This window comes from Paraburkholderia sp. CNPSo 3076, from assembly GCF_026343935.1.
Lineage (GTDB): Bacteria > Pseudomonadota > Gammaproteobacteria > Burkholderiales > Burkholderiaceae > Paraburkholderia > Paraburkholderia nodosa.
The window spans coordinates 172,144-196,822 of record NZ_JAPMAL010000007.1; the positions used below are offsets into that span (position 1 = coordinate 172,144).

The following is a 24,679-nucleotide window of genomic DNA, read 5'->3' on the forward strand; positions in this document are numbered from 1 at the left end:
TCGGTTCAAAATGCGTGCAGCGGCGCTAATGCGTGCGCTCGCCTGTTTCATTGCCGCCGCTTTCGTTTGCATGGCTCGCCTCTGTCCCCGCTGTGCCTGCGTCGTTGCCACCGCCTTGCGGCGCCTCTGCCGCTTCGGCGCTTTGCGCTGTCTGCTCCTCTTCAGCACCAACGCCTGCGTCCGGCGCTTCGCGCGTGCCGGAGAGGCGCGCGCGCACGAAGCCGATATGCTCGCGCAGCACGTAGAACTGTTCCGCATAGGCAAGCGGCATTTTCATGCCGTTCACCGACTCCTCGATCTTGTCGAGCTGGCGGATCAGCGCGCGGCGCTCGGTGGACGAGTTGTCGGCCATCGCGGCGCGCTCGAGTGCGATGAGCGAGCCGTACCAGCGGTAGATGCGCGATTTTACCCGCCAGGCGTAGAGCGAAGGCACGATCCGCATGCCCGGAATCAGCACGACGATGATCGGCACGAGCAGCACCACGAGCCGGTCGGCGAGGCTCGCTACCCAGAAGGGCAGCACGCGGTAGAGGAAGCTCTTGCCCGACTTGTAGTAGCGCGCGGCGTCGGCGCTGATCGGGAAGTCCTGGGCGCGCGGCGCGGGGAATTCGCCGGCGCGCTGCAGCAGTGTGGAGCGGCCGTGCACTTCCTTGGCCGCTTCGATCAGGAGGTCGGAGAGCGCGGGATGCAGCGAGTCACGCGCGACCAGCTCGGCCGTGGGCGCAATGAAATGCAGGGGAGCTGCCGGCAGGTTGCGGCCGAAGTCGAACGCGCCCATCGGGATCGTGATGGCCGTGAGGTACGGAAAGCGCCGCGCGTAGGCGTCGGCCTGGACGAAGTCGAAGAAGCGCACGCCCGGCATGCGCATGAGGCGTCCCATGACGGGCGGCTGCGCGGAGTCGCCCGCGAGAATGGCGACGTCGATCTTGCCTGCCACGAGTTCGCGCGCGGCGTCGTCGCCGGAAAGCGGCAGGAGCTTCGTCGCGCCGCCGGGCTCGATGCCGTTCGCCTTGAGCAGGTTGAGCGCAAGCTCGCGCGTGCCGCTGCCCTCGGCGCCGATGGCGATGCGCTGGCCTTCGAACTGCGAGAGGCGCGTCGCGACGGGGCCGTGATAGAACACCACGAGCGGCACGTAAGCCACGCTGCCGAGCGAGACGAGGCCGCCTGGCACCCCGCTCGCGAGGCCGTCCTGCACGAATGCGACGTCGACGTTCGACTTCGGGTCGGCGAGACGCTGCAGGTTCTGCGCCGAGCCCTCCGATTCGAGCACGTTCAGCGTGATGTTGTTGCGCGCGAGGATGGCCTTGTACTTTTCCGCGGCGTTCCAGAAGGTGCTGCCCTTGGGCCCGGCGCTCATGGTGAGCGTGTTGGGCGGCGCAGGCTGGATAAGGCGCACCGCGAGCCAGATGGCCGCCGCGCTCACGAGCAGGATGGGACCGAACGTGACGGCCAGGTCGCGCCACGAGATCGCCACGAAACGCGCGACGAGACGGGGAGGAGGTTTGCGGCCGGTACGGGACTTCATCGGGGTGGGGCGGGCCTCGGGTGGTTCGGGGGAGTGCGGGTCGGGTCCGCGTCGGGTCCGGCGCTGGCGCCGGGTCGGCTCAGGCGCGCGTGCCGCGCGGGCTCTGTGGAGCCGATGGTACATGAGAATCGGCGTTGCGGCGGCATGCTCGCGTGGCTCGCCAAACACCTTGAGCGCATGCTCCATGCGCCTGCGCTAAACTCTTTGCGCTTGTGGCGCTGCCAGGCTAAATTGTGATTCGCCTGCCGCGCCTCGCATAACAAACACGAAACGGGCGCAGACCTGTCCGGGCGGGCTTAAGAAGTCGTGTAATTCGAAGCCGTGTAATTCGACGTCCTTTCATCCTTGCCTCTCGCATCGCGTCCAGACCCTGGCCGTGTACGTGCGTATTGCACGCCGTGCGCTGTCATCGGTAGTGGTAACGAAGCCGTCAGACCGTGGCTGACGGGCGGCCTTCGAGCCGTCCGCTGGCAAGGCAGGCGGTCCTATTCCAGGCAACACCCGCAACAACGCGAAGACACAAGGAGAAAACATGAAATCGGTCGCTATTCTGAAGACGCTGGGCGCGGCACTGTGCCTGTCGGTGGCTTGCAGCGCGTCGTACGCGCAGGACGAGTCGGCAAGTGCTCCCGCCGCCACCATGGCCGCTCCGGCCACCTCGGCCAAGAAGGCCGACCGCAAGCTGGGCTACACGGTGCGCAAGGCGCTCTCGAAGACCCAAGGCCTCGACGTTTCCAGGCTCAACGTGCGCTCGCACGGTGGCGCGGTCACACTGACCGGCACGGTGCCGGATCAGGGCCAGATCGACAAGGCTGGAGAAGTCGCGAAGGGTGTGCCTGGCGTGACGTCGGTGTCGAACAAGCTGACGGTCAGAGTGGAGCAATAAACGCAGCAACGCGCCCTGGAAACGGGGCGCCTGCGCTCAAGCAACAGCAAAAAGCCCGGCCGCTACAGGCCGGGCTTTTTTTGTGCGCATAGGTCTGGCAGGCGTACGGTTGGCGTGGGCTTGGGGGCAGTTATCGCTCGAAGCCGGCAGCTTGTACGCGTAGCGCGTGAACCTGCAGCCCGCAAACGCAAGCGGCATGCGATTGCGTTATGTTGCACTGCGGCCGCCAAAATGTAGCTTGACACACAGTCTTCCCGCCGTTGGGGGTATACCGTGGGTATCGCGCGTCTTTCCCGAGGTCGAGCGCGGCCTCATCGCTGGGAAGCTGGAAATCGCCATGACCATTCATACCTATACCGACTTGCCGCTCGTCGACCGCGCGGCCTTCGAGCTGGCCTGTGCGCGGCACGGCTTCGCGCCCATGCAGTTCGACATTCGAGGCGAAGCCGATCCCAACGACCCGGAGCATGGCGACATGCTGATCGTGCGGCGCGGCGCGTGGGCGCAGGCTTACCGCATCGACGCCCGCGGTCAATGGCTGCGCCAGTTCGAGGTCGATCTCAACGGGCGGTTTTTCCGCCAGGCGCCCCACTCCTAAAGCGCACGAGGTGCGCGGCGAGTGTGGCGTGCGCCGCGTTCAGGAGAGCACGAGCCGCACGCCCACGAGTGTGAGCGTCGCGGCGAGCAGCACGCGCAGCAGCTTCTCGGGCGCCTTGGAGGAGAGCAGGCTGCCGATCGCGATGCCGGGCAGCGAGCCGCACAAGAGCGAAAGCAGCATGTGCCAGTCGATCGAGCCGAGCAGCCAGTGGCCGGCGCCCGCGAGGAGCGTGAGCGGCACGGCGTGCGCGACATCGGAGCCGACGATGCGCACGGTGGGCAGCGCCGGGTAGAGCAGCAGCAGCACGGTCACGCCGATGGCGCCCGCGCCCACCGAGGTCAGCGAGACGAGCACGCCGAGCACCGCACCCGTGAGAATCGTGAAAAAGAGCGTGCGCGCTTCGCCCGGCCCGTGGCGGTGGCGCGAGGCGAACGCAGCGAGCTGCGGGCGAAAAATCAGCGCCACGGCCGTAACGAGGAGCGCCGCGCCCAGCACGGCCTGGATCAGATGCCCGGCGCGCGGCGTGTCCATGCCATAGCGGTGCAGCAGGATCAGCGTGATCGTCGCGGCGGGCACGCTGCCGGCCGCGAGCCGCAGCGTCACGCGCCAGTCCACCGAACCCTTGAGCCCATGCACGAGCGTGCCCGCCGACTTGGTCGCGGCCGCATAAAGCAGGTCGGTGCCGACTGCCGTGGCCGGGTGCACGTGGAAGAGGAGGACCAGGATCGGCGTCATCAGCGAGCCGCCACCCACGCCGGTCAGGCCGACCAGAAATCCGACGAACAGGCCGGACAGCGAATACAGCAGATCGATATGGGGGAAGGACATCGCGCGCGAGGAGGCCGGTTCAGGGGGCTACGCCGTCGCCTGCCGCGTTGAGAACAGCGCGCGCCGTAAGCGGCGCGTCAGGCTGGACAACGGCCAAGGGTGGCGGCGAAAATCCGCTATTGTCGCAAAACCGGCGGCTTGGCGCAGGGTTAAGCGAAATCGGGTGCATTCCGCCTGACTTTCAATTGCCTTCGCAAGGACCCAGGGGCGATGCGGGCCAGGTGCCGGCTCGCAGCTTCACGTGCCTTCAGCGTATCTTCTCGCGCAGGCACGTGCCGAACAGCGCCGCGCAGGACTGGCGCCACCATAATCAGAATCCGACATGAATCCCGGCATCCTCTACGCGTTCGCTGCATTCGTTCTCTGGGGGCTCTTCCCCATCTACTTCAAGACGCTGCACCAGATCCCCGCGCTCGAAATGCTCGCGCATCGCATGGCGTGGTCGCTCGTGTTCGTGATCGCCGTGCTCGTCGTGCGCCGCCACTGGCGCTGGTTTGGGCCCACGCTGCGCGACCGCCGCCTGCTCGGGCGTTTCGTGGCGAGCGCCGTGCTGCTCTCGGCCAACTGGGGCACCTATATCTGGGCCGTCAACGCCGGGCACATCGTCGAGGCGAGCCTCGGCTATTTCATCAATCCGCTCATCAACGTGCTGTTCGGCTATGCGTTCCTGCGCGAGCGCCTGCGCCCGCTGCAATGGGCCGCCGTGGCGCTGGCCACCGCGGGTGTCGTGTGGCTCACCTGGCAGAACGGCGCGCCACCCTGGATCAGTCTCGCGCTCGCCGTGACCTTCGGCGGCTATGCGCTCTTGCGCAAGACCGCGCAGCTCGGCGCGCTCGAAGGCCTCGCGCTCGAAACGGTTCTGCTCTTTCCCGTTGCGATCGTTTATCTGACGATCGTGGGCCTCGCGGGCGCGAGCCACTTCACGCATGCCTCGCGCGGGCTGCAACTGCTGCTCGCGGCCTCCGGCCCGATCACGGCGATTCCGTTGCTCCTCTTCGGCGCGGCCGCGCGGCGCATTCCGCTGTCGATGCTCGGTCTGATCCAGTACGTCACGCCCACGCTGCAGTTGCTCACCGGCGTGCTCATTTACGGGGAGCCGTTCGGCGCGGTGCGCGCCGTGGGTTACGGCGCGATCTGGGTCGCGCTCGGCGTGTATTCGCTCGAAGGCGTACGCAGCCTCGTGGCCGCGCGGGAGCGACGCGCGGCGTGAGGAGGCTGAGCGGCGCTGCGCTGTCGGGCATTGGCTGACCTGCCGGCGGCGCGGTAGGATGCCGGGACGACGGGCTGCACGGTCGCGGCGAATCGCGTGCGGGTTGCGCGATGCAGTTGCGCGAATCAGTCGCAACCCGCAGTGCCTTAACCCGCAGTCAATCCTCAGTGGAGTGCCCCGCGCATGAGTATCGAAGCCGTTCGCCGGTTCGAGGAAGAATTCGCACCGCGCATTGCGGCGAAGCTGGCGAAACAATTCGGCCCCTCGGTGCACGTCGATGTCGTGCCCAACGCCGGGCACGGGCACCCTACGCGCGTGCGTCTGCGCGGCGTCGCGAACGAGCACCGGCATCCGTATGTGTATCCGCTGAACGTCGCACTGACCTGGGACGCCGAGGAGGTCGAGCGCCTCATGGAGCCCGGCGGCGAAGCGCGCTTCGAGCACTACCTCGAAGCGACCGGGCGCAAGCTGGCGTCATGGGAGTCGGCGCGCTCTGTCGATTTCGCTTCGCGCACGCAAGGCGAGCCGGAGGTGCTGCTAGGCGGGCTCGATTTCGAGGGCTAGATCGAAGAGTAAGTGCGCGAGCGCCGTAGCCCTCGAGTTTCATCAGCCGCGCGCAGCCCGCGTGAGCCACTCGCGGCCCTTGAGCATGCCCCACCAGTAGAAGCTCGGCAGCACGCTTGCCTTGAGCAGCCACATGAGGCGGCGCGGCCGCGTGGGGTCGAGCGGGAAGGTCGGCAAGAGACGCCCGCCATATCCGAACTCGGCCAGCACGACCTTGCCCTTCTCCACGGTGAGCGGACACGAGCCGTAACCGTCGTAGCGATACGCCAGCGGCGCGCCCGCGCGCGCGGCGAGCAGGTTCTCGGCCACGATCACGGCTTGCTTGCGCGCGGCCGCCCCGGTCTTGGCGTTCGGCGCGGAGCACACGTCGCCGAGCGAAAACACGTTCGGATAGCGCGGATGCTGGAGCGTGGCGTGATCGACTTCGCACCAGCCGGCTTCGTCGGCGAGCTGACTGTCGCGGATGAAGTCGGGCGCAACCTGCGGCGGCACGGCGTGCAGCATGTCGAAGTGCTTTTCCACACGCGTGACGTTGCCGTTCGCATCCTTCACTTCGAAGGTGGCGATACGCGCCGGGCCGTCCACGGCCACGAGATTCGATGAGAACGCGAGGTTCGCGTGGTAGCGCTTCACGTACTCCATGAGCGGCGGCACGAAGGTCGCCACGCCGAACAGCACGGCGCCCGCGAGATTGAACTCCACGTTGACCTTACCGAGCACATCCTGGCGTTGCCAGTGGTCGCACGCGAGGTACATGGCCTTTTGCGGCGCGCCCGCGCACTTGATCGGCATGCCGGGCTGGCTGAAGAGCGCCGTGCCGCCCTTCATCTGCTGCACGAGCTGCCAGGTGTAGGGCGCGAGGTCATAGCGATAGTTCGAGGTCACACCGTTCTTGCCGAGCGTTTGCGTGAGGCCCGCAATGCGCTCCCACGCGAGCCGCAGTCCCGGCGCCACGATGAGCTGGCGGTAGGCTACGCGCACGCCGCTGTCGAGCTGCACGACGTTCGCGTCCGGCTCGACGCGCGTGGCGGCCGCGCGGAACCACTTCACGCCCGCGGGCATGACGCTCGCCATGGGCCGGCGCGTTTTCGTCACGTCGTACGCGCCGCCGCCGACCAGCGTCCACGCGGGCTGATAGTCATGGTGATCGCTCGGCTCGACAATGGCGATTTTCAGGCTCGGCTCGCGGCGCAAGAGGCTCGCGCTGACGGCGATGCCCGCTGTGCCGCCGCCGATCACGACGACGTCCCAGGTTTCGCCTTCCCACGCGCAGGCCGCCGTCGCGGCGCGCGCGGCGTTCGCGGCTTGCGTGGCCTGGGTGGGTGCGCCTTGCTGCGCGAGCCGATAGAGGCTCGTGGCGCGGTTGCCGCTGCGGCAGTACGCGAGCACGGGGCCGGGCAGGTCGATCAGCAACTGGGCGAAGCGCGCAGCGTCGTCGGCGGTGATCTGGCCGGGCTTCACCGGCAGATACGCGAACTGCAGACCGAGCTGCGAGGCCGTGGCGCGCAGCGCCTGCGACGTGGGTTGCGCGTCGCCGCCCTCACCATCGGGCCGGTTGCTGATGATCGAGCGATAGCCCGCCGCCTGGATGGCGGCGAGGTCGTCGGGCGTGATCTGGTCGGCGCTCGCGAAGCGCGCGTCGTGTTGCGTGATTTGCATGTCGTTTTGGTCCCGAGGCTGGTGCGGCGTAGTGCTGCTTTATTGCGGTTTGGTGCTGATTGTTGTGGCTTCTTGCGAGCGGCGGCGGCGCTCCAGCACGGCGTAAATCGCCATGCCCGCGAGCATGGCGGCGACGAAGAGCCAGGCGCGCGGCTGGCCGCCACCCGCGGCGACGAGCGCGGGGCCGGGGCAGAAGCCCGCGAGTCCCCAGCCCGCGCCGAACAGCAAGGCGCCGCCGACCAGCCGGCCATCGATTCGCCGCGACGCGGGCAGCTGAATCGGCGCGCCGACGAGACTCGACGCTCGCTTGCGCGCGAGCCAGAAGGCGGGCGCGGCGAGCGCGATGGCGCCCGCCATTACGAAGGCAAGCGAGGGGTCCCAGTTGCCGGCGAGATCGAGAAAGCCGAGCACCTTGGCCGGGTTGGCCATGCCCGAGACGAGCAAGCCGATACCAAACAGCAGACCGCACGCGAGTGCGCTGAGTTTTCGCATCCTAGCCTCCGATCAGATGACGCACGGCGAACACGGTGGCGAAGCCCGCCGCCATGAACGCGCCCGTGGCGACGAACGAGCGGCGCGAGCCGCGCGCGATCCCGCACACGCCGTGGCCACTCGTGCAGCCCGAGCCGTAACGGGTGCCGACGCCGACCAGCAGGCCCGCCACGACGAGCGTGAGCATCGACGCATCGATTTGCATGGCCGGAAGCGCTGCGCGCAACCGCCACAGCAACGGGGCGGCAACGAGGCCGATGACGAACGCGGCATTCACGCCGCGCTCGCCGTCCGCGCCCGGCAACAAGCCGCCCAGCAAGCCGCTGATACCGGCGATGCGCCCGTTGACGAGCACGAAGAGCGCGGCAGCCGCGCCGATCATCAGGCCGCCCGCGAACGAGGCGTAGGGCGTGAAGTGAGCGAGGTCGAGGCTCATGCCGGATGGACCTTGAGCCGCCCGCAATAGAGGCTCGAGAGTGTCTGCATGACCTGGACGACTTCGGGGCTCGCGAGGCGGTAGTAGATGTATTTGCCTTCGCGGCGCGTATCGACGAGGCCTTCGTCGCGCAGCTTGCCGAGGTGCTGCGAAAGGCTCGGCTGATGCACGCCCACCAGCTCCTCGAGCTCGCCGACGTTGCGCTCGCCTTCGGTGAGCTGGCAAAGCAGCAGGAGACGGTCTTCGTGGGCAAGCGCCTTGAGCAGCGCGCAGCACTTTTCGGCGGATTCGCGCAGGGCCGCGAGCGCTTCGGGAGTGAGTGGTGAGTTCATGGGGCGCCCCGTTGGATGCGGTTGCAAGTCAATGATCCAGATTATACTTTATCTAAAAACATTATATAAATTTATAATATGTGTTTTAATAGAGGGTCATTTGTGTGGAGACCTCGATGTCCGACCCAGCCCCGCTACCAACACCCGAACCGAGCGTCGAGCCCTTTTTCGACCCCGTCACGGCCACGGTCACCTACGTCGTGCACGCCGGGCGCGGCACCGCCTGTGCGATCGTCGACCCGGTGCTCGACTACGATCCCAAATCGGGCCGCACCGCCACGGAATCGGCCGATCGCGTGATCGCGTTCGTGCGTGAATACGGACTTCGCGTCGAGTGGCTGCTCGAAACGCACGCGCACGCCGATCATCTTTCGGCGGCGCCGTATCTGAAGGCGCAACTGGGCGGGCGCATTGCGATTGGCGAGCACATTCGCGCCGTGCAAGGCGTGTTTCGCGCGGTGTTCAATCTGGGCGAAACGCTCAGCGCGGACGGCAGCCAGTTCGACGTGCTGTTCCAGGACGGCGAGACGTTCAAGGTCGGCGCTTTGGAGGCGCGCGCGCTGCACGTGCCCGGCCACACGCCCGCCGACCTCGCGTACCAGATCGGCAACGCCGTTTTCGTGGGCGACACGCTCTTCATGCCCGACGTGGGCTCGGCGCGCTGCGACTTCCCGGGCGGCGACGCGCACACGCTCTACCGCTCGGCGCGCAAGCTGCTCGACCTGCCGGGCGACACGCGGCTCTTCATGTGCCACGACTATCCGCCGGCTTCCCGCGGACCGTGCTTCGAGACGACGGTCAGCGCGCAGCGCAGCGGCAACATCCACCTGAACGAGACCGTGAGCGAAGAGGCGTTCGTGCAGATGCGCACCGCGCGCGACCGCACGCTCGCCATGCCGAACCTGATCCTGCCGTCGATCCAGGTGAACATCCGCGCGGGCCGCATGCCGGAGCCCGAAGCCAACGGCGTGCGTTATCTGAAGATTCCGGTTGACGCGCTTTGAATCGTTGCGGCATGAGTTCCGCAATGTGCTTCCGGGAGGGCGGGAATCCGTCTTTGATCGCTCGCTGCCCGCGCACTTCGCTGTTCAGTTCGCGTCCTCGTTGACCGGCACGTCGCCGGCCGGTTCCTCCTGGGCGCCCGTGCCTGTATCGTTCGCGCCGGGAGTGCGCGATCTGCGCAACCGTATGGTCGGCACAGCGTGCAACAGACGACGCGCGTGTTTGTGCAGCGGCCAGTCGACGAACTGGTAGAGCGCGGCGCCCATCGCCGTAGCGACGATCATCGTTACCGCCACCCCGAGCGGCGCAGTCGTGTCAAAGCCGTCGAGAGCTTTCGGCAGTAGTTTGCGCGCGGCTTCTACACAATATGGATGGCTCAGATAAATGGCATAACTCGCGTTGCCGATGAATATCGCTGCGCGAGTCAACGGGCCGGAGCCCATCGCCGACTCCAGGCTCAGTGTGCTGGCGATCAGCACGAAAGCCGGAAGGCCGTAATAGAGCAACGGTGCGTCGGAAAGGTCGTGCCAGTTGATGTAGGCCATCCATGCATAGGATGCAACTGCCATGCATCCGGCAAGCGGCAGCTTGATCCGGACTCCGAACTTCCAGAGCTGATAGGCAATGAAGCCGAGCGGAAACTCGAATATCCGCGGATTCGAATAGAACGCGGTGAACACGCCGTGCGAGTTCCATGCCTTCGCCGCGCAAAAGATCGCAAGGATCAGCGCAGAAGTGAACAGCAGGCGGTGACGGCGCACCAGCATCAACGAGGCGGCCGTGACCACGTAGAACAGCATTTCGTAGTTCAGCGTCCAGCCGACGAACAACATCGGGAATATCTGGCCACTTTCCTTGCGATAGGGGATGAAAAACAGCGATTTCAGCAGATTCCCGAGGTCGGCGGTCGTCGAATTCAACAACGCAGGAGCGATGAGTGCTCCGACGAATACGCCAAACGTCAGCACCCAGTACAGCGGCACGATGCGGGCAATGCGGTCCGCGAGAAAGCGCTGTGTGGTCAATTTGGGGTTGTCCAGCACGAGGGCGATGACGAACCCGCTTATCACGAAGAAAATGTCGACGCCAAATTCGCCGAACGTGTGTCCGGTCGGCGACATGATGTGAAAGAAGATAACCGTTATCGCTGCAACAGCACGCAGCACGGTAAGGGACTTTAACTTTTGCATGTTGGGTGCGCGGTCTGCGCGTTCGCCGATGGCGGCCGGGACGGATGCTCTGCGTTTGATCGCGGCTATTCTGACATTGCCGAAACGCACGCGTGTGCCTAGTTTTGTGTGTGACCGTACACAAGCTAGCAATTAGCTAAAGAGTTACCTTGTCCGGAATTCGAAAGCATCTGTCCGCACAACCGGGCTGCAACAACCTACATTGGCTTGCGTACGCGTATGCAGTCGCGCGAAAACCAATCCCACGGAGAGAAGCCATGAAAGCCATCCAGTTCAAAACCTTTGGCAAACCCGACGTGCTTGAGTACGTCGATCTGCCGACGCCCGCGCCCAATGCAGACAGCGCACTCGTGCAGGTGCGCGCCGCCTCGGTCAACCCGAGCGACGTGAAGAACGTCGCCGGCCATTTCGAGCACACGGTGCCGCCGCGGGTGCCGGGGCGCGACTTCAGCGGTGTGGTGGTGGCAGGCCCCGCGGAGTGGGTTGGTGCCGAGGTCTGGGGCACGGGTGGAGACATCGGCTTCACGCGCGACGGCACGCACGCCGAGTTCATCGAGGTGCCCGTGGCTGCGCTCGCGCGCAAGCCCGCGGCGCTCTCGCACGCGCAGGCCGCGTCGATCGGCGTGAACTTCGTGGTGGCGTGGCTGGGCACCGTCGATTTCGCGCGTCTCGCCGAGGGCGAAACGATCGCCGTGATCGGTGTGTCGGGCGGGGTGGGCGGTGCGGTTACGCAGATCGCGAAGGCGCGCGGCGCGCGCGTGATCGGCGTGGGTCGCGAGGCGCCGCTTGCCGGGTCGCCGGCCGCGCGACTCATCGACGCCTTCGTTCCCATGAACGAGCACACGGCAGAACGCGTACGCGAGCTGACGGGGGGAGCCGGCGCGGACGTGGTCTACGACGCCGTGGGCGGCGTGGCGTTCGAACTGGCGCTCTCGCTTGCGAAGCGGCGGGGCCGCGTGGTCGAAATCAGCGCAACGGGCAAGCGGCGCGTGGAGTTCGATCTCATCGACTTCTATCACAACGAGACGCAGCTGCTCGGCGCCGATAGCGCGAAGCTCGGCGTGGCCGAATCCGCGCCGCTCATGCGCACTATTGCCGAAGCGTTCGACGCGGGCCAGTTCGAGCCGCCCGTCGTGGCCGCGCACTTTCCGCTCGCGCGGGCGCGCGAAGCCTACGAGGCGGTCGCCGCGGGCACGGCTGGGCGCGTCGTGATTGACATGGCGTGAGCGCCGCTCGAACGAACGGGAGATGAGGATGAAGGGGTATCTGGTGTCGTTCGCGGTCGGCGCGCTCGCGGGGCTGCTCTATAACGTGCTGCAGGTGAAATCGCCCGCGCCGCCGACCATCGCGCTCGTCGGGCTGCTCGGCATGCTGGCGGGCGAGAACGTCATCGGCGTCGTGCGCGCATGCGTCGCGCATCTCGCGGGGTGAGCGGGGCAAGCCTCACTCACCGCGCCGGATATCGCCCGCGCGGATTTTGCCGACGGGCTGGCTCACGCCCCGGCCCGCACGAGCCGCTCGGGCAGACGCGCTCGCAGCGCCCGCGCGTCGAGCGCAGCCAGATCCTTGTCGAGTTCGAGCGTGACGAGGCTGCGAGTTTGCGCGTCGATCGCCTTGCGCAGCACGCCGAGAAACGCGGGCGGCGCCGTGAGCACGAGCGTGCCGTAGCGCGCATCGTTGCGGGCCTTCGCGAGCGTCGTCGCGATCTCCGCCGCGAACACGGTGGCTTCGTGGTCGTGCTGGCTGGTGTCGGGATCGGTCGCGCTGCGGCCGAAGCCGACGCGGTCGGTGGTGCGTCCCGGCTTGTCGGTCACGAGGTTCTCGTCCGACATGCGGCCTTGCAGATGGAGCAGCGTCTCGACTTCGTCGATGGCGCCCAGCGGGCTTTCGGCGGCGAAAATGCGCGCGGTCACACGGTTGGCGACGACAATCCAGATCGTTTTCGACATGTTCGACTCCCTGTCATGGCGCCCGGCGCATGCGGCCGCCGGGCGGTTGAGTGGACTCGCGCCACGCGGCGTGAACACCAAGGGTAGCGCGCTTCGGGCCGCACGGCGCGGGAAATGCCGCCGCGCTCGTCGACGCGCCGCTGGCGCTCGCGCGAGGCGCGAAAGTGTCGGAACGGCGAGCCGCGTGCCCGCTGGCGGCTTGCCCTTCCAGAATTTGGGAGGATGATTCTTGTCGGCGGTGGATTATCTTTTTCTGCGGAAGCGCCTAGCCTTTAGACTCCGCAGCCCGCTGCACTGGAGTCCGACATGAGCCCGAACGACTCGACCGCCTCGACCCCCGATCGCATCCTCCGTTATCCGAGCGACATCGCCTTCACGCCGACGGTCAAGGCGATGCAGGAGCGCCTGGGTTCGCGCGAACTCTATGCGAGCGTGGAGCGCGATCACGCGTGGGGCGTGGCGCTCACGCCCAAAATCCAGGAATTCATCGCTGCGCAGACGAGCGTATTCCTCGGCACCGCGAATACCGAAGGGCAGCCGTACATCCAGCATCGCGGCGGCCCGGCTGGCTTTCTGCACGTGGTGGACGAGCACACGATTGCCTTCGCCGACTTCATCGGCAACCAGCAATACATCACGCTCGGCAACCTCGCCGACAACCCGAAGGCGCATCTGTTCGTGATCGATTATGCGCGCCGGCGGCGCGTGAAAATCTGGGGCCGCGCGCGCGTGGTCGAAGACCCGGCGCTGGTCGAGGAGCTGATGCCCGCGGGCTACAAGGCGCGCGCCGAGCGGGTGATCGTCTTCACGGTGCACGCGTGGGACATGAACTGTCCGCAGCACATTCCGCAGCGCTTCGAGGCGGCGGACGTGAAATCGGCGTTAGACGAGCGCGACGCGCGCATTCGCGAGCTGAAAGAGGTTGCCGCGCAACGCGAGGTGCGCGTGCGCGAGCTGGAGACGGAGGTTGCGCGGCTGCGCGAGGGCGCGGCGGCGTAAGCGGGCGCTCGCACCGCAACTCACCCGCAAGCGGCTTACTTGGCCTTGTCCGCAGTGTTGGTGATGGCCTGGCCGCCCTTCGAAATGTCCTGGCCTGCCCCGGCAATGGTGTTGCACGCGGCGAGCGTCACGGCGAACAGTGCAAGCGCAAACGCGAGATAACGGCTCATATGGGCTCTCCCTGAATCGAATGGACGTTAAATAAGCGTCAAATGAAAGCGGCGGCGGGCATGAGGCATGCGCGCCGCCGTGCCTTTTCGATTTTACGCGCGAAGCGGGGACACATGCGCCGAGGCTGCGCGGCGGCGCATGCGTGAGATCAAGCCGTTCTCAGCGCTTGCGCGTCCTGCGCACGACGAGCCACTTGGGCGAGCGAAAGCGCACGATGCTCACATAGAGCCACACGTAGGTGAGCGCGAACAGCACGACGAAACAGAACAGATGCAGCGTGTGGCGCCAGAACAGCGTGGCCGGAATCACGGCGATCAGGCAAAGCAGCCACAGGTAGGGCGACGTGAGCGAATTGCGCCGCGTGAGTTCGCGTGCGTTGCGCGCGCCCACGACCCAGCGCATGAGGCGTTTGTAGACGAGCATGTGCAGGTGCACGCCGTCGGGAATGCCAGGCGACATGCCGCGCACGAACTTCTTCCGGTAGATCGAGAAGCAGGTCTCGAAGATCGGATACATGAAGAGCAGCACCGGATACCACGCCGACACGTCGCGGTTGCGCATGACGAGCAGGATCGACAGTTCGGCGAGCATGAAGCCGATGAAATACGCGCCGCCGTCGCCGAGGAAGATCAGGCCTGCTGGGAAATTCCACATGAAAAAGCCCAGCACCGCGCCCATCATGATGAACGACGCGGAAAGCACCACGGGGTCGTGCACTTGGAAGGCCACGTAGGCGAGCGAGGCGAACATCATGAACGCGACCATCGAGGCGAGGCCGTTGAAGCCGTCGATGATGTTGATCGCGTTGGCGAGCGCCGCGACCGCGAGCACCGTGATGACGAACGAAATCGCCGCGTAGGAAAGCAGGAAGTCGAGCGGCGGCACGCTGATGCGCGTGACCGCGATGCCGAGGAACCAGAATGCGAGCGCGGCGGCGGCCATCGTGCAGAGCAGGCGCGCAAGCGGCGAGACGCGCTTGGTCAGATCTTCGATGAGCCCCGAGGCGAACGCGGGCAGCCCGCACGCGACGATGCCGAGTATGCCGCCCGAGACGGCCGGATATGCCCCGTGCAACTGCGCAGCCGCCACGATGAGCCCCGCCAGGATGCCCGTTCCGCCGATGCGCGGCACCGGCCGCACGTGAAATTTCTGCACGCCCACGAGATCGGAGTCGACGGAGAACCTTTCATGCAGATGCGCGTAACGCACGATCAGCAGCGTGACCAGCAATGAAACGAGAAAGCCGAGGGCAAAACTGAGCATGAAAGGAAACCGCGACCGGAAGGAGGAATGCGCGATTATACAAAGGCGGACACGGCGCACGCCCGAACCTCCTGCGGTCGGTGCGGTGTGTCCGCTCCGGTCAGGAAATGCGTTGCCTGGCAGTGCGCTCAGGTTCCCGGCGTGTTCGCCGGTGTGATCTCGAGCAGGATGACGTGATCGGGTACGTCCACGGCGAGTTGGCGCAGGTCTCGATGGCTTTCGAGCGGCTCCGACGAAGCGAGCGGATCGTAAAGGTCGACACGCCTGGCCTTTTCGCCAAAGTCGAGATTGACACGCGCGGGTGGGCTAGCGAGCGGCGTACCCGTCGCCCGGTTCCAGATGAGCGTTTCGTTCCAGAGCACCAGCACGAAGCGGCCGTCCTTCTTCTGCAGCAGGAGGCTGTTTGCCGATTCCGGCATATCCGAAAGCGTATAGGCGAGCGTGCTGCGCGCCGCTGCGCTTGTGCGTCGCGTGGTGTTGGCATTCAGGATCGACGTGAGATTGCGAATGGCGTAGGCCACCGGCTTGGGGCTGTTGTCGTTGCGAAAGAGTCCGTAATGCATTTCGTCGTTCTTGCGCGTCGGATCGGGCTTTTCGTCGAGCAGTTCATAGACGTAGAGCCGCTTCACACCCGCCGCCGCCGCATCCATATAACCGTTGAGAACGCCCTTGGCCTGGGTCGGCTCGTCAACGCCTAGCATGTACCAGCCCGCCTGCGGCAAAGAGAAGTAGCCGAACTCGGTGATGACGAGCGGCAACTGAAATCTCTGGCCGAGGTGAATAGCAGCCAGCATCCACTTGTCGCCGTTCGCATTCCAGAGGGGTTGTTCGCCGTTTTGGGGGTAGACATGCTGATTCGCGTAGTCGGCAGAAGCCGCACGGGTCTCGACTGACTTGGGCTCGAAGCCGGTCGCGTCGTATACGGGCACCCCCTTAAGCTCCGGCACGCCGTGTACACGTGCGTAGAGGTCGCGCTGCACGGCGAGCCCGGCTGAGGCGCCGGTAAGTCCCTGGTAAGCGACGGGAAAGTTGTTGAGTTCGTTGGGGCCTTCGATGGCCGCGACGCTGCCGGGCACCTCGGTGTTCAGCTTCGCAACCTGCCCGATGTGCTTCTCGAAGTCCGCGCCCATCAAAAAGTTGAATTTCACGCCGCGCTGCGCGAGATAGACATAGCTCGAGAACGGAATGGAGGAGCCCGGCGCGTAGTCGCGCACGTGCTGGATGCCGAGCCACGCCATGTCGTCGGCGACGTTGTGCACATTGACGTACGCGCCGTCGGTGTAGCTGACGTGGGTGACGACCGCGAGCGTCTGGAGGAATGCCTCGGCTGGCATTGCATGCACAGCGTCGCTGGCTTGCACCGCCGTTGCGCACGCGAGCGCGCAGATACCTGCCGCGAAGCTTTCAATGGTACGCATGCCGAACGGCCGGGTCCGTTTCGGGTGGCTCGCGTGTCGCGAACTGGCGGTATCGGTGAGCAGACGATGGCTGGTTGCTACGGAATGCATCACGGCGTATTCCTCGCGTGGAACGGTTGCCGGCTACCGATTACGCGCGCTTGCTTGCTCCACGCCGGCATTTCAGTTGGCTTGCCACTGGAGGCGCAGCCAGAAGGCATTTTGCCGTGTCATTGGGCGCATCATGTGTGCGACGGCGAACGGATAGATATTCAGCAGGAGATTAGATTCCGTCTACCACAGGTGTCGCGATCGAATAATGAAAATAGAACCGATTTTCGCGATTTCCAGAATAATCATTAAGTAATCCTTCATATCAATTAGCCGAACCAGGCGTCGCGAGAGACGCTGCGTTATGTGCGCTTGCGCACATAACGCAGCGCTCGCATTGTGGCTTGCAGAGCGCCCCCCCATGGTTCGGATTATGAAGCATCGACGATCAGAAACTGTTGGTGGGATTGCGCACGGTTCCTGCGTCGCTCGCGCCGTAATGTGTTGTCGTGGGTTATCGGGGCAGGCGGCACGGACGTATGGATCGCCTGAGACGGGGATTTCCGTGCGTTCGCCGTTGGCGGGCGACCGCGCCAGCCCATGAACGTCTGACGAACACGACACGCATTGGGGCAGGGACATGTCAGAGCTTATGCAACGGTCAGAGCTTACGCAACGTACGGTCGATATCGTGCTGCAACGTACGGTCGATGTCGTGCTGATCGTGGTGGGCGCCATATGCGCCGTACACCTGAATCTCAATTTCGGACAGGTGGCCGCGGTGCATCACCCCGATCCCACGCTGGTGGCGTTTTGCGCGGCGCTCGCCCTCTCGGTCTTTCCCGCCTGCGGGACCTATGGCACACGTGGCAGCCGGTCGCTTTTCAGCGTCGCGGGCCGCACGGCGTTCGCCTGGCTCGCGGTGCAGCTTTGCGGGCTCGTGCTGCTTTATGCGATTCATCACGATCATCTGCTGGCGCTGCCGTGGTTCATGTACTGGACATTGACGACGGGCATTTCCCTGCTGCTGTCGCACACCCTGTTCTTTTCGGAATTCAGTGTGTTACGCGTTACGCGTGCATGGTGGCGCCGGGAGTCTCTCGAGCTCGGTGCGCGCGACACGGTTCGCAGTGCCGTCGTCGGGCATGCCTTGAAACGCGTCTTTGACATCGTGGCGGCAGTGAGTGCGATCGTCGTGCTCTCGCCACTGCTCGTCGTGCTCGCGCTGCTGGTCAAGCGCGATGGCGGGCCGGCGTTGTACGGGCATACGCGCGTAGGCCGCCATGGCAAGAAATTCCGCTGTCTCAAGTTCCGGTCGATGGTGGTGAACTCGGAGCAGGTGCTCAAGGATCTGCTCGAGCGTGATCCCGAAGCCCGCGCCGAATGGGAGCGTGAATTCAAGCTGAAGAACGACGTGCGCGTCACGCGGATCGGCCACTTTCTGCGCCGCTCGAGCCTCGATGAGCTGCCGCAGGTCTGGAACGTCCTGCGCGGCCAGATGAGTTTTGTCGGCCCGCGCCCGATCATCGACCAGGAGTTAGAGCGCTATGGCGAGGCGAGAAAGTACTACTTGATGGCCACGCCGGGTATCACGGGCCTGTGGCAGGTGAGTGGGCGCAACGATATCGACTACGCAACGCGCGTTTTGCTCGACGTTTCCTATGTGGAGAACTGGACCTTCCGGAAGGACATCGGGATTCTGTTCAAGACGTTTTCCGTGGTGATCCGTGGGAACGGCGCGTATTGAGATGCAAACGAGTCGCAATCGGAACAGAAAGCGGACTGCAAACGTGTTAGTGCGAGTCGCGGTTGACATATCAGGTATCCGGGCCACACGGCATGACCCGGAACGCGTGTAACGGATTGGGGGTGTTGCGATGGGACTGAACGCGATGGACTGGATCGGGACTGCGCACGCGCGTGTCGTGCGGGATTTCGGACTGGCGGGCGCGCTGCGCCGCGGGGCCGCGTGTGCCGTTTGCCTGGCGCTCACGGCGCTGAGTGGCTGTGCCCTGGCGCCGGGCATGACGTACAGTTCCGGAGCGGGTGGCGCCGGGGCGAATCCGGGCGCCGGTGCGGCATCTGGCACGGCGGTGCCCGATAGCGTGGTGGCCAAGGGAATCGCGGGTGCGCCATCCGGTACGCTCGTCGAGATCACGAGGGACCTCGTGGACAAGGAGGCTGCAGCGCGACCCAAGGGCATTCCCGCAGACGTGGAGAAGATGTTTGCCAAGGCCACTCCGTATGAAATCGGCCCTGGCGATATTCTCACTATCGTGGTCTGGGATCACCCCGAACTCAACCTCCCCGCGGGCGGCGGCGGCAGCGACGGTCCTTCGGGCGCCAGTTCGGTTGCGTCCGGCTACACCGTCGATACCAACGGCTTTATTCAGTATGCCTATATTGGTCCGCTGAAAGTCGCCGGTCTCTCGGAGATGGGCGTGCGCGACATCCTCGCGGGGAAACTCGCGAAATACGTGCGTCAGCCGCAGATTACCGTGCGCATCGAGACATATCGCAGCAAGCGCGTGTATCTCGACGGCGAGGTCAAGACGCCTGGCGTGCAGGTGCTCAACGATCGACCGATGACGTTGCCCGAGGCGATCAACCGGGCCGGTGGCTTCACGAGCAACGCCGACCGCTCGCATGTGTCTGTGACACGTGGAGACACCACAGTGGATATCGATATGCCGGCGATGATCCGCAAGGGGTTCAATCCCGACCGGATCATTCTGCACGATGGTGACCTTGTGCGGATCTTTGCACAGACTGACAGCAAGGTTTTCGTGGTCGGCGAGGTCGAGCGTCCCGGCGGCGTGATGTTCAATAACGGGCGTATGTCGCTCAACGAGGCACTTGGCAACGCGGGAGGGATCAACCAGGCGTCGGGGGATGCCTCGCAGGTGTATGTCGTGCGTGGACGCGATACCAGCCAGCCGGTCGTGTTCCATCTCGACGCCAGCAGCGCTTCTGCAATGGCCACGGCCGATTCGTTCGAGCTCAAGCCCAATGATGTCGTGTTCGTCGATACGTCTACTCTCGTGAAGTGGAGTCGTGTCATCAGCCTGATTTTGCCGACGACCCAGGCCGCGGCGACGAGCCGTGCGATTGGATACTGATGCGCACATGAACAATACAAACCACACGAACCGCGTCAGTCGACCTGTTCGCTTTCGGGGGAACAAGATGAATAACCGTGACTACCTGCTTGAAGGGCCTGTGGAGACGATCATGCCGATTGCCCCCGACGGCGGACATATGGGCAATCTGCTGGATACCCTCTACGCGGGCCGCAAGACGATCCTGATCGTTACGCTGATCTTTACGCTTATCGGCACCCTCTATGCGGTACTGGCGTCCCCCGTCTATCAATCGGACATGCTCATTCAGGTGGAGGAGAGCCCGAACGCGGCGAAATCGGCACTGGCCGATCTTTCCTCCCAGTTTGCGGTCAAGACCCAGGCATCGGCGGAAATGGAGGTATTGCGTTCGCGGATGGTCGTGTCGTCCGCCGTGGATGCGACCAAGCTCTATATCAAGGCAACGCCACGCTATTTCCCCGTGGTGGGCCGCTGGGCTGCGCGACATCTGAGCCTCGACCGCTGGTCGGGATGGGGCGGTTACGCATGGGGCGACGAGGCGATCGAGGTAACGCAATTCGACGTGCCGACGCGCCTGCAAGGCAGACCGTTCGTCTTGACCTACCGGGGCAACGGGGCCTACACGCTCGAGGGGGGCGGCATCACGCTCGAAGGGCATGTAGGACAAGCGCTGCAAGCGCCGACGGTGGGCGGCTCAATCGACCTCGTCGTGGGCCGGATCGATGGGCAACCGGGCACGGTCTTCAACTTGATGCGCCTGTCCGAACTGAGCGCGATCCAGGGGCTGCAGACGGCGGTCGCCATTACGGAAAAGGGCAAGGAGTCCGATGTCATTGGTGTTGCGCTGGATGGTGAAGACCCGGTACTCACCAGCAACATTCTTAACGCGATCGGCAACGAATACATCCGGCAGAACGCCCAGCGCACGCAGGAAGAAGCGGAAAAGCAGATTGCCTTCCTCGACCGGCAGTTGCCTCTGCTCAAGGCCCAGCTTGAGAAAGCCGAGAACGAGTTCAACACGTTCCGCTCGGAGCACGGCGCCGTCAATCTGGACGCCGAAGCTTCGGCACTATTGCAGAGTTCGGCGCTGGCGCAGCAGCGTATCGCCGATCTGCAACAGCAACGCGCGCAGGCGATGGCCCGTTTCACCGACGACAATCCGGCTCTCGTCGCCATTAACGGGCAACTGTCCGAAGCGGAGAAGTCGCTGGAACACCTGGCTGGGCAGACCCGCGCGCTGCCGCCGGTGGAGCAGCAGCTCGTGCGCCTGCAGCGGGAAGTGACCGTCGATACGAACATCTACACAAATCTTTTGAACAGCCGCGAGCAGTTGCGCCTGATCAAGGCAGGGCGCGTGTCGAATGTGCGCATGATCGACGCGGCGGTACCGCCTGAAGGACCGATTCGGCCGAAGCGCGCAATTATCGTGGTCGCGGCCGTCTTTACTGGATTGTTTGCCGGCGCTGCGCTCGTGCTGCTGCGTCAGAGGCTCAACCGCGGCGTCTCCGTCGTGGACGAGATCGAAGCGGGCACCGGGCTGGCAGTCTTCGCGGCCGTACCGCGCAGCCGCATTCAGCATTCGCTTGCGCGTCGTTTGCCGCACGGCGCGCCGGGCGCGAACACGGTGCTCGCGCACCAGGCCGTGTTCGACCCGGCGGTCGAGAGCCTGCGCAGCTTCCGCAGCGCGCTCGAACATTCGCTGGAGGAAGCAGACAATCGGGTCGTGCTGCTGGCGGGGCCGACACCGATGGTCGGCAAGTCGTTCGTCTCGCTCAATCTAGCGGCCGTATTCGGTGCGTCGGGCAAGCGTGTGCTCCTGATCGACGCGGATCTGCGGCGTGGCTCGCTGAACCAGCATATGGCGGTGCCGAGTATGCCAGGCGTCACTAACATCTTCGAACACTGCCAAAGCTATGACCACGTGGTGAATCGCGATGTGATGCCGGGCGTCGACTTCGTCGCGACCGGAGGTTATGTGACCAATGCCAGCGAGCTGCTGCGAAAAGACGCTTTCAGGAATTTCGTGGCGTGGGCCAATTCGACGTATGAGCTCGTGCTGATCGACGCGCCGCCGATTTTGCCGGTGGCCGACGCCGGGATCATCGGGAGACTGGCGGGGACAGTGTTCGTAATCGCGCGCCAGGGCGCGACGAGCGTAGCCGATCTGCGCGAGTCCGTGCGTCGCTTTGAACAGGTTGGCGTGCCAATTCGCGGCGTGATCTTCAACGACATGACATCGCGTCCGGGACGCTATGGCAACGAATATGCCGCGTACGGCTATTCGAGCTACGGCTTTGCCAAGGATACAGGGAGTGCAAGGGCGGAATAGCGGGTTTCTGCCGGCAGTCGTGTGCTCTTCGGTGGCCGCGCCGCGGTCCATCGAATTGCCAGTCAAGCGGCGCCTCTTGGGCTGGAGCGGAGTCACCCTGCTTCAGCCTACTTCACCGACGGTCTGGATGCTTTCAGTCATCCGTCATTTGACCGGATCCGCCAATCGCGTTAGCGGCTACGTTCCATCGCAATTCGCAACCGACTCTCCAGGACCGGCTCTGGATACGTGAGTTGGCGTGACATGAGCGACGGCGAACATTCGCCGGTGCGAAGACCGGCGACACTTCAAGACATATGAATTGCATCGCGTGGCCCGTCGAATCCAGCCGTGAGCGATGCCTTCCACCTTGGGATGAAACACGTGCTTGCCCCCAATCTGATGATTAACGGCCGCTTCCTGGGTCGCCGCGCGACGGGTGTCGATCGCTTTGCGTTCGAGACAATCCGGGCGCTCGATCAATTGATCGAGTTGCGCGACCCGCGCGTCGCCGGATTGCGGACCGAGATCATCGTACCCGACGCGCTGGCCGCCATGCCAAATCCGTTTCGGCACGTCGCGCTGCGCGCGAGTGGAAAGGGCGGTGGCCTGCGCTGGGAACAATTGTCGCTGCCGCACGCTGCACGCGGCCGGTTGCTGCTCAATCTCTGCAACTCCGGGCCCCTGTGGTATCGCCGTCAAATCACGGTGCTGCACGACGCGGCGCCCGCGCGCGTGCCGGACAGCTACAGCCGGTCCTTTGTTGCCTGGTATCGCCTGATGGCGCCGCGTCTTGGCCGCATATCGCGGCGAGTGATTACCGTGTCCGAATTTTCGCGGCGTGAGCTGTGTGACGCATACCGGATTCCTGCCGACAAGATCGGCGTTGTGCCGGAGAGCGGCGAGCACATGTTGCGTGTGCAACAGGATGGCAGCAAGGCGGAAAGCACGTTCGACGAGCGTCCATTTGTGCTTGCGGTGGGCAGCCTCAACCGTCACAAGAATTTTCAGCTTGTGGCCGAGGCCGCACGGCTCATCCGTGATGCGCAGTTCGACATCATTGTCGTGGGTGGGGGCGATGCACGAGTCTACGGAACGGGCCAGGACGCGTTGCCCGAGTTCGTGAAGCATCTCGGGTACGTGAGTGACGGCGACCTCGCCGGGCTCTATCGGCGCGCGGCGTGCTTCGTGTATCCGTCGCGTTACGAGGGTTTCGGACTCCCGCCAGTCGAAGCGCTGGCGCTTGGCTGCCCCGTCATCGCTTCGCGGTTGCCGGCTGTCCAGGAGGCGTGCGGCAACGCCGTGCTCTACACCTCGCCGGACGATCCTGCGGAGCTCGCGAGCTTGCTTGAACGAATCACGAGCGATGCCGCATTGCGTGACAGTCTGCGCGAGCGAGGCCGCGCCCGGACTGCAGAACTAACCTGGCAAGCGACTGCCACCAGGTTGATCGAGGAGATCTCGCCGTGGCTAACGTAACGCTTGCATCCAATCTTGCCAACGATACACGCCGGTTCGGCCGTGTCGCGCTCGTGCATGAGTGGCTCGTCACCTACGCGGGATCTGAAAAGGTAGTCGCGCAGATTCTTCAGCTGTTTCCACAGGCGGATCTATACAGCGTCGTCGATTTCTTCCCTGAGTCGATGCGTGGGGTGCTGGGTGGCAAACATGCCACGACCTCGTTTATTCAACATTTGCCGCGGGCGCGCAAATCGTTTCGCAGCTACCTTCCGCTCATGCCGCTGGCCATCGAGCAGTTCGATCTCTCGTCGTACGATCTCGTGATTTCTTCGAGCCATGCGGTGGCGAAAGGCATCTTGACGGGGCCGAACCAGGTGCACGTCAGTTATGTCCATTCGCCGATTCGCTACGCGTGGGATCTGCAGCATCAGTATCTGTGCGAGGCCGGGCTGCAGCGCGGCATGAAAAGCTGGATCGTGCGTGCATTGCTTCACTACATGCGTATCTGGGACCAGCGCACGGCGCATGGCGTGGACGCCTTCGTCGCCAATTCCGCATTTGTGGGGCGGCGCATTCGCAAGGCCTACGGCAGCGAAGCCGCCGTAGTCTATCCGCCAGTCGATGTGGACCGGTTCGAATTGAGTAACCATCATGAAGACTTCTATTTGATTGCCTCACGCATGGTGCCGTACAAGCGAATACCGCTCATTGTCGAGGCATTTGCCGCGATGCCGTCGCGGCGTCTCGTGGTGATCGGCGACGGCGCCGACTTTGCTCGCGTCAAGGCGTGCGCGACGCCCAATGTGACGTTGCTCGGCTATCAGCCCGACGAGGTCCTGGTGGACTACATGCAGCGTGCGCGGGCGTTCGTCGTCGCCGCAGAAGAGGACTTTGGCATTTCGGTTGTCGAGGCGCAGGCCTGTGGCACGCCGGTCATCGCTTTGGGTCGTGGAGGGTCGCGGGAGATCGTGGTGGATTCGCCGGACCCCGAACGCGGCACGGGGCTCTTCTTCGGCGAGCAGAGCGTGGAATCGATCGTCGATGCGGTGGAGCGTTTCGAGCGGCAGCCACCGCTCAAAGCGGAAGTTTGCCGTCGTAATGCGATGCGCTTTACGGAAGAGCGATTCAAGCAGGAGTTTTTAAGCGTCGTGGAGCGCGCAATGGATGCCGACAAGGGGTTTGCTGATGCGCCGCCAGTGGTGCGGCGCTGGCATTCAGCCTGAGTTGGCGCGATAACGAGATCGTTCACTCACGAAT

24 protein-coding genes are annotated in these 24,679 nt (G+C 64.6%); 13 read left to right on the forward strand and 11 right to left on the reverse strand.

Going from position 1 to position 24,679, the window contains the following annotated elements; all coding sequences use genetic code 11:
- Window positions 1-25: 25 nt before the first annotated feature.
- A complete protein-coding gene (locus M3A49_RS10425) occupies window positions 26-1,525 on the reverse strand; it encodes a TAXI family TRAP transporter solute-binding subunit (protein ID WP_266228605.1) in 1,500 nt (499 codons plus the stop codon).
- A 532-nt stretch (window positions 1,526-2,057) separates the two neighbouring features.
- On the opposite strand from M3A49_RS10425, the gene M3A49_RS10430 reads away from it, so the two are divergent.
- The gene (locus M3A49_RS10430) at window positions 2,058-2,411 is read left to right on the forward strand and encodes a BON domain-containing protein (protein WP_266228606.1); all 354 of its coding nucleotides are present in this window, start codon (window positions 2,058-2,060) and stop codon (window positions 2,409-2,411) included.
- A 337-nt stretch (window positions 2,412-2,748) separates the two neighbouring features.
- Window positions 2,749-3,009 carry a hypothetical protein gene (locus tag M3A49_RS10435; RefSeq protein WP_254356385.1) on the forward strand — a complete coding sequence of 87 codons (261 nt, stop codon included), beginning with the start codon at window positions 2,749-2,751 and terminating at the stop codon, window positions 3,007-3,009.
- A 39-nt stretch (window positions 3,010-3,048) separates the two neighbouring features.
- On the opposite strand, the gene M3A49_RS10440 is transcribed toward M3A49_RS10435, so the two are convergent.
- Window positions 3,049-3,837: a sulfite exporter TauE/SafE family protein gene (locus tag M3A49_RS10440; RefSeq protein ID WP_254356384.1), complete on the reverse strand. Its 789-nt coding sequence runs from the start codon at window positions 3,835-3,837 to the stop codon at window positions 3,049-3,051.
- Between the two features lie 322 nt (window positions 3,838-4,159).
- Here M3A49_RS10440 and rarD point away from each other — a divergent pair, with 322 nt between their 5' ends.
- Window positions 4,160-5,047, forward strand: a complete 888-nt coding sequence (gene rarD, locus M3A49_RS10445; RefSeq protein ID WP_266228607.1) for an EamA family transporter RarD — start codon at window positions 4,160-4,162, stop codon at window positions 5,045-5,047.
- A 183-nt stretch (window positions 5,048-5,230) separates the two neighbouring features.
- Window positions 5,231-5,611 (forward strand): DUF5594 family protein, encoded by a 381-nt coding sequence (locus M3A49_RS10450; protein WP_254356382.1) that lies wholly within the window; start codon window positions 5,231-5,233, stop codon window positions 5,609-5,611.
- A gap of 42 nt (window positions 5,612-5,653) precedes the next feature.
- Here the strand turns inward: M3A49_RS10450 and M3A49_RS10455 are convergent, their stop codons facing one another.
- The 4 genes from M3A49_RS10455 to M3A49_RS10470 are packed head-to-tail and all read right to left on the reverse strand — an operon-like array spanning window position 5,654 to window position 8,530.
- Window positions 5,654-7,270: a bifunctional protein tyrosine phosphatase family protein/NAD(P)/FAD-dependent oxidoreductase gene (locus M3A49_RS10455; RefSeq protein WP_266228608.1), complete on the reverse strand. Its 1,617-nt coding sequence runs from the start codon at window positions 7,268-7,270 to the stop codon at window positions 5,654-5,656.
- A gap of 39 nt (window positions 7,271-7,309) precedes the next feature.
- The gene (locus M3A49_RS10460) at window positions 7,310-7,762 is read right to left on the reverse strand and encodes a YeeE/YedE family protein (protein ID WP_266228609.1); all 453 of its coding nucleotides are present in this window, start codon (window positions 7,760-7,762) and stop codon (window positions 7,310-7,312) included.
- 1 nt (window position 7,763) lies between these two features.
- Window positions 7,764-8,198, reverse strand: coding sequence for a YeeE/YedE family protein (locus M3A49_RS10465; protein WP_266228610.1), 435 nt, complete (start codon window positions 8,196-8,198; stop codon window positions 7,764-7,766).
- Window positions 8,195-8,530 carry an ArsR/SmtB family transcription factor gene (locus M3A49_RS10470; RefSeq protein ID WP_266228611.1) on the reverse strand — a complete coding sequence of 112 codons (336 nt, stop codon included), beginning with the start codon at window positions 8,528-8,530 and terminating at the stop codon, window positions 8,195-8,197. The genes M3A49_RS10465 and M3A49_RS10470 overlap by 4 nt, the downstream gene beginning before the upstream one ends.
- Before the next feature lie 116 nt (window positions 8,531-8,646).
- On the opposite strand from M3A49_RS10470, the gene M3A49_RS10475 reads away from it, so the two are divergent.
- Window positions 8,647-9,534 (forward strand): MBL fold metallo-hydrolase, encoded by an 888-nt coding sequence (locus M3A49_RS10475; RefSeq protein ID WP_266228612.1) that lies wholly within the window; start codon window positions 8,647-8,649, stop codon window positions 9,532-9,534.
- An 84-nt stretch (window positions 9,535-9,618) separates the two neighbouring features.
- Here M3A49_RS10475 and M3A49_RS10480 read toward each other — a convergent pair whose 3' ends face one another.
- Entirely contained in the window at window positions 9,619-10,812 is a 1,194-nt protein-coding gene (locus M3A49_RS10480; protein ID WP_266228613.1) for an acyltransferase family protein, read from the reverse strand.
- 167 nt (window positions 10,813-10,979) lie between these two features.
- Between M3A49_RS10480 and M3A49_RS10485 the strand changes: the two genes are divergently transcribed.
- Together M3A49_RS10485 and M3A49_RS10490 are read left to right on the forward strand one after the other, a co-directional pair.
- Window positions 10,980-11,948 carry a quinone oxidoreductase family protein gene (locus M3A49_RS10485; protein WP_266228614.1) on the forward strand — a complete coding sequence of 323 codons (969 nt, stop codon included), beginning with the start codon at window positions 10,980-10,982 and terminating at the stop codon, window positions 11,946-11,948.
- A 28-nt stretch (window positions 11,949-11,976) separates the two neighbouring features.
- The gene (locus tag M3A49_RS10490) at window positions 11,977-12,153 is read left to right on the forward strand and encodes a DUF1427 family protein (RefSeq protein WP_035512139.1); all 177 of its coding nucleotides are present in this window, start codon (window positions 11,977-11,979) and stop codon (window positions 12,151-12,153) included.
- Between the two features lie 62 nt (window positions 12,154-12,215).
- On the opposite strand, the gene M3A49_RS10495 is transcribed toward M3A49_RS10490, so the two are convergent.
- The gene (locus tag M3A49_RS10495) at window positions 12,216-12,671 is read right to left on the reverse strand and encodes a host attachment protein (protein WP_266228615.1); all 456 of its coding nucleotides are present in this window, start codon (window positions 12,669-12,671) and stop codon (window positions 12,216-12,218) included.
- A gap of 306 nt (window positions 12,672-12,977) precedes the next feature.
- Here M3A49_RS10495 and M3A49_RS10500 point away from each other — a divergent pair, with 306 nt between their 5' ends.
- Window positions 12,978-13,670 carry a pyridoxamine 5'-phosphate oxidase family protein gene (locus M3A49_RS10500; protein WP_266228616.1) on the forward strand — a complete coding sequence of 231 codons (693 nt, stop codon included), beginning with the start codon at window positions 12,978-12,980 and terminating at the stop codon, window positions 13,668-13,670.
- 35 nt (window positions 13,671-13,705) lie between these two features.
- On the opposite strand, the gene M3A49_RS10505 is transcribed toward M3A49_RS10500, so the two are convergent.
- The 3 genes from M3A49_RS10505 to M3A49_RS10515 form a co-directional block, all read right to left on the reverse strand.
- Window positions 13,706-13,840, reverse strand: a complete 135-nt coding sequence (locus M3A49_RS10505; RefSeq protein WP_028202094.1) for an entericidin A/B family lipoprotein — start codon at window positions 13,838-13,840, stop codon at window positions 13,706-13,708.
- Window positions 13,841-14,000: 160 nt separating this feature from the next.
- Window positions 14,001-15,104, reverse strand: coding sequence for an MraY family glycosyltransferase (locus M3A49_RS10510; RefSeq protein WP_133188946.1), 1,104 nt, complete (start codon window positions 15,102-15,104; stop codon window positions 14,001-14,003).
- A 128-nt stretch (window positions 15,105-15,232) separates the two neighbouring features.
- Window positions 15,233-16,612: a calcium-binding protein gene (locus M3A49_RS10515; RefSeq protein ID WP_266228678.1), complete on the reverse strand. Its 1,380-nt coding sequence runs from the start codon at window positions 16,610-16,612 to the stop codon at window positions 15,233-15,235.
- Between the two features lie 580 nt (window positions 16,613-17,192).
- On the opposite strand from M3A49_RS10515, the gene M3A49_RS10520 reads away from it, so the two are divergent.
- The 5 genes from M3A49_RS10520 to M3A49_RS10540 all read left to right on the forward strand — a co-directional run bounded on the left by M3A49_RS10520 (window position 17,193) and on the right by M3A49_RS10540 (window position 24,645).
- Entirely contained in the window at window positions 17,193-18,299 is a 1,107-nt protein-coding gene (locus M3A49_RS10520) for a sugar transferase (RefSeq protein WP_266228617.1), read from the forward strand.
- 130 nt (window positions 18,300-18,429) lie between these two features.
- A complete protein-coding gene (locus M3A49_RS10525; RefSeq protein WP_266228618.1) occupies window positions 18,430-19,671 on the forward strand; it encodes a polysaccharide biosynthesis/export family protein in 1,242 nt (413 codons plus the stop codon).
- Between the two features lie 67 nt (window positions 19,672-19,738).
- Window positions 19,739-21,982, forward strand: coding sequence for a GNVR domain-containing protein (locus tag M3A49_RS10530; RefSeq protein ID WP_266228619.1), 2,244 nt, complete (start codon window positions 19,739-19,741; stop codon window positions 21,980-21,982).
- 330 nt (window positions 21,983-22,312) lie between these two features.
- The gene (locus M3A49_RS10535; RefSeq protein ID WP_266228620.1) at window positions 22,313-23,440 is read left to right on the forward strand and encodes a glycosyltransferase family 4 protein; all 1,128 of its coding nucleotides are present in this window, start codon (window positions 22,313-22,315) and stop codon (window positions 23,438-23,440) included.
- Window positions 23,428-24,645 carry a glycosyltransferase family 4 protein gene (locus M3A49_RS10540; RefSeq protein ID WP_266228621.1) on the forward strand — a complete coding sequence of 406 codons (1,218 nt, stop codon included), beginning with the start codon at window positions 23,428-23,430 and terminating at the stop codon, window positions 24,643-24,645. The genes M3A49_RS10535 and M3A49_RS10540 overlap by 13 nt, the downstream gene beginning before the upstream one ends.
- Window positions 24,646-24,679: the final 34 nt, after the last annotated feature.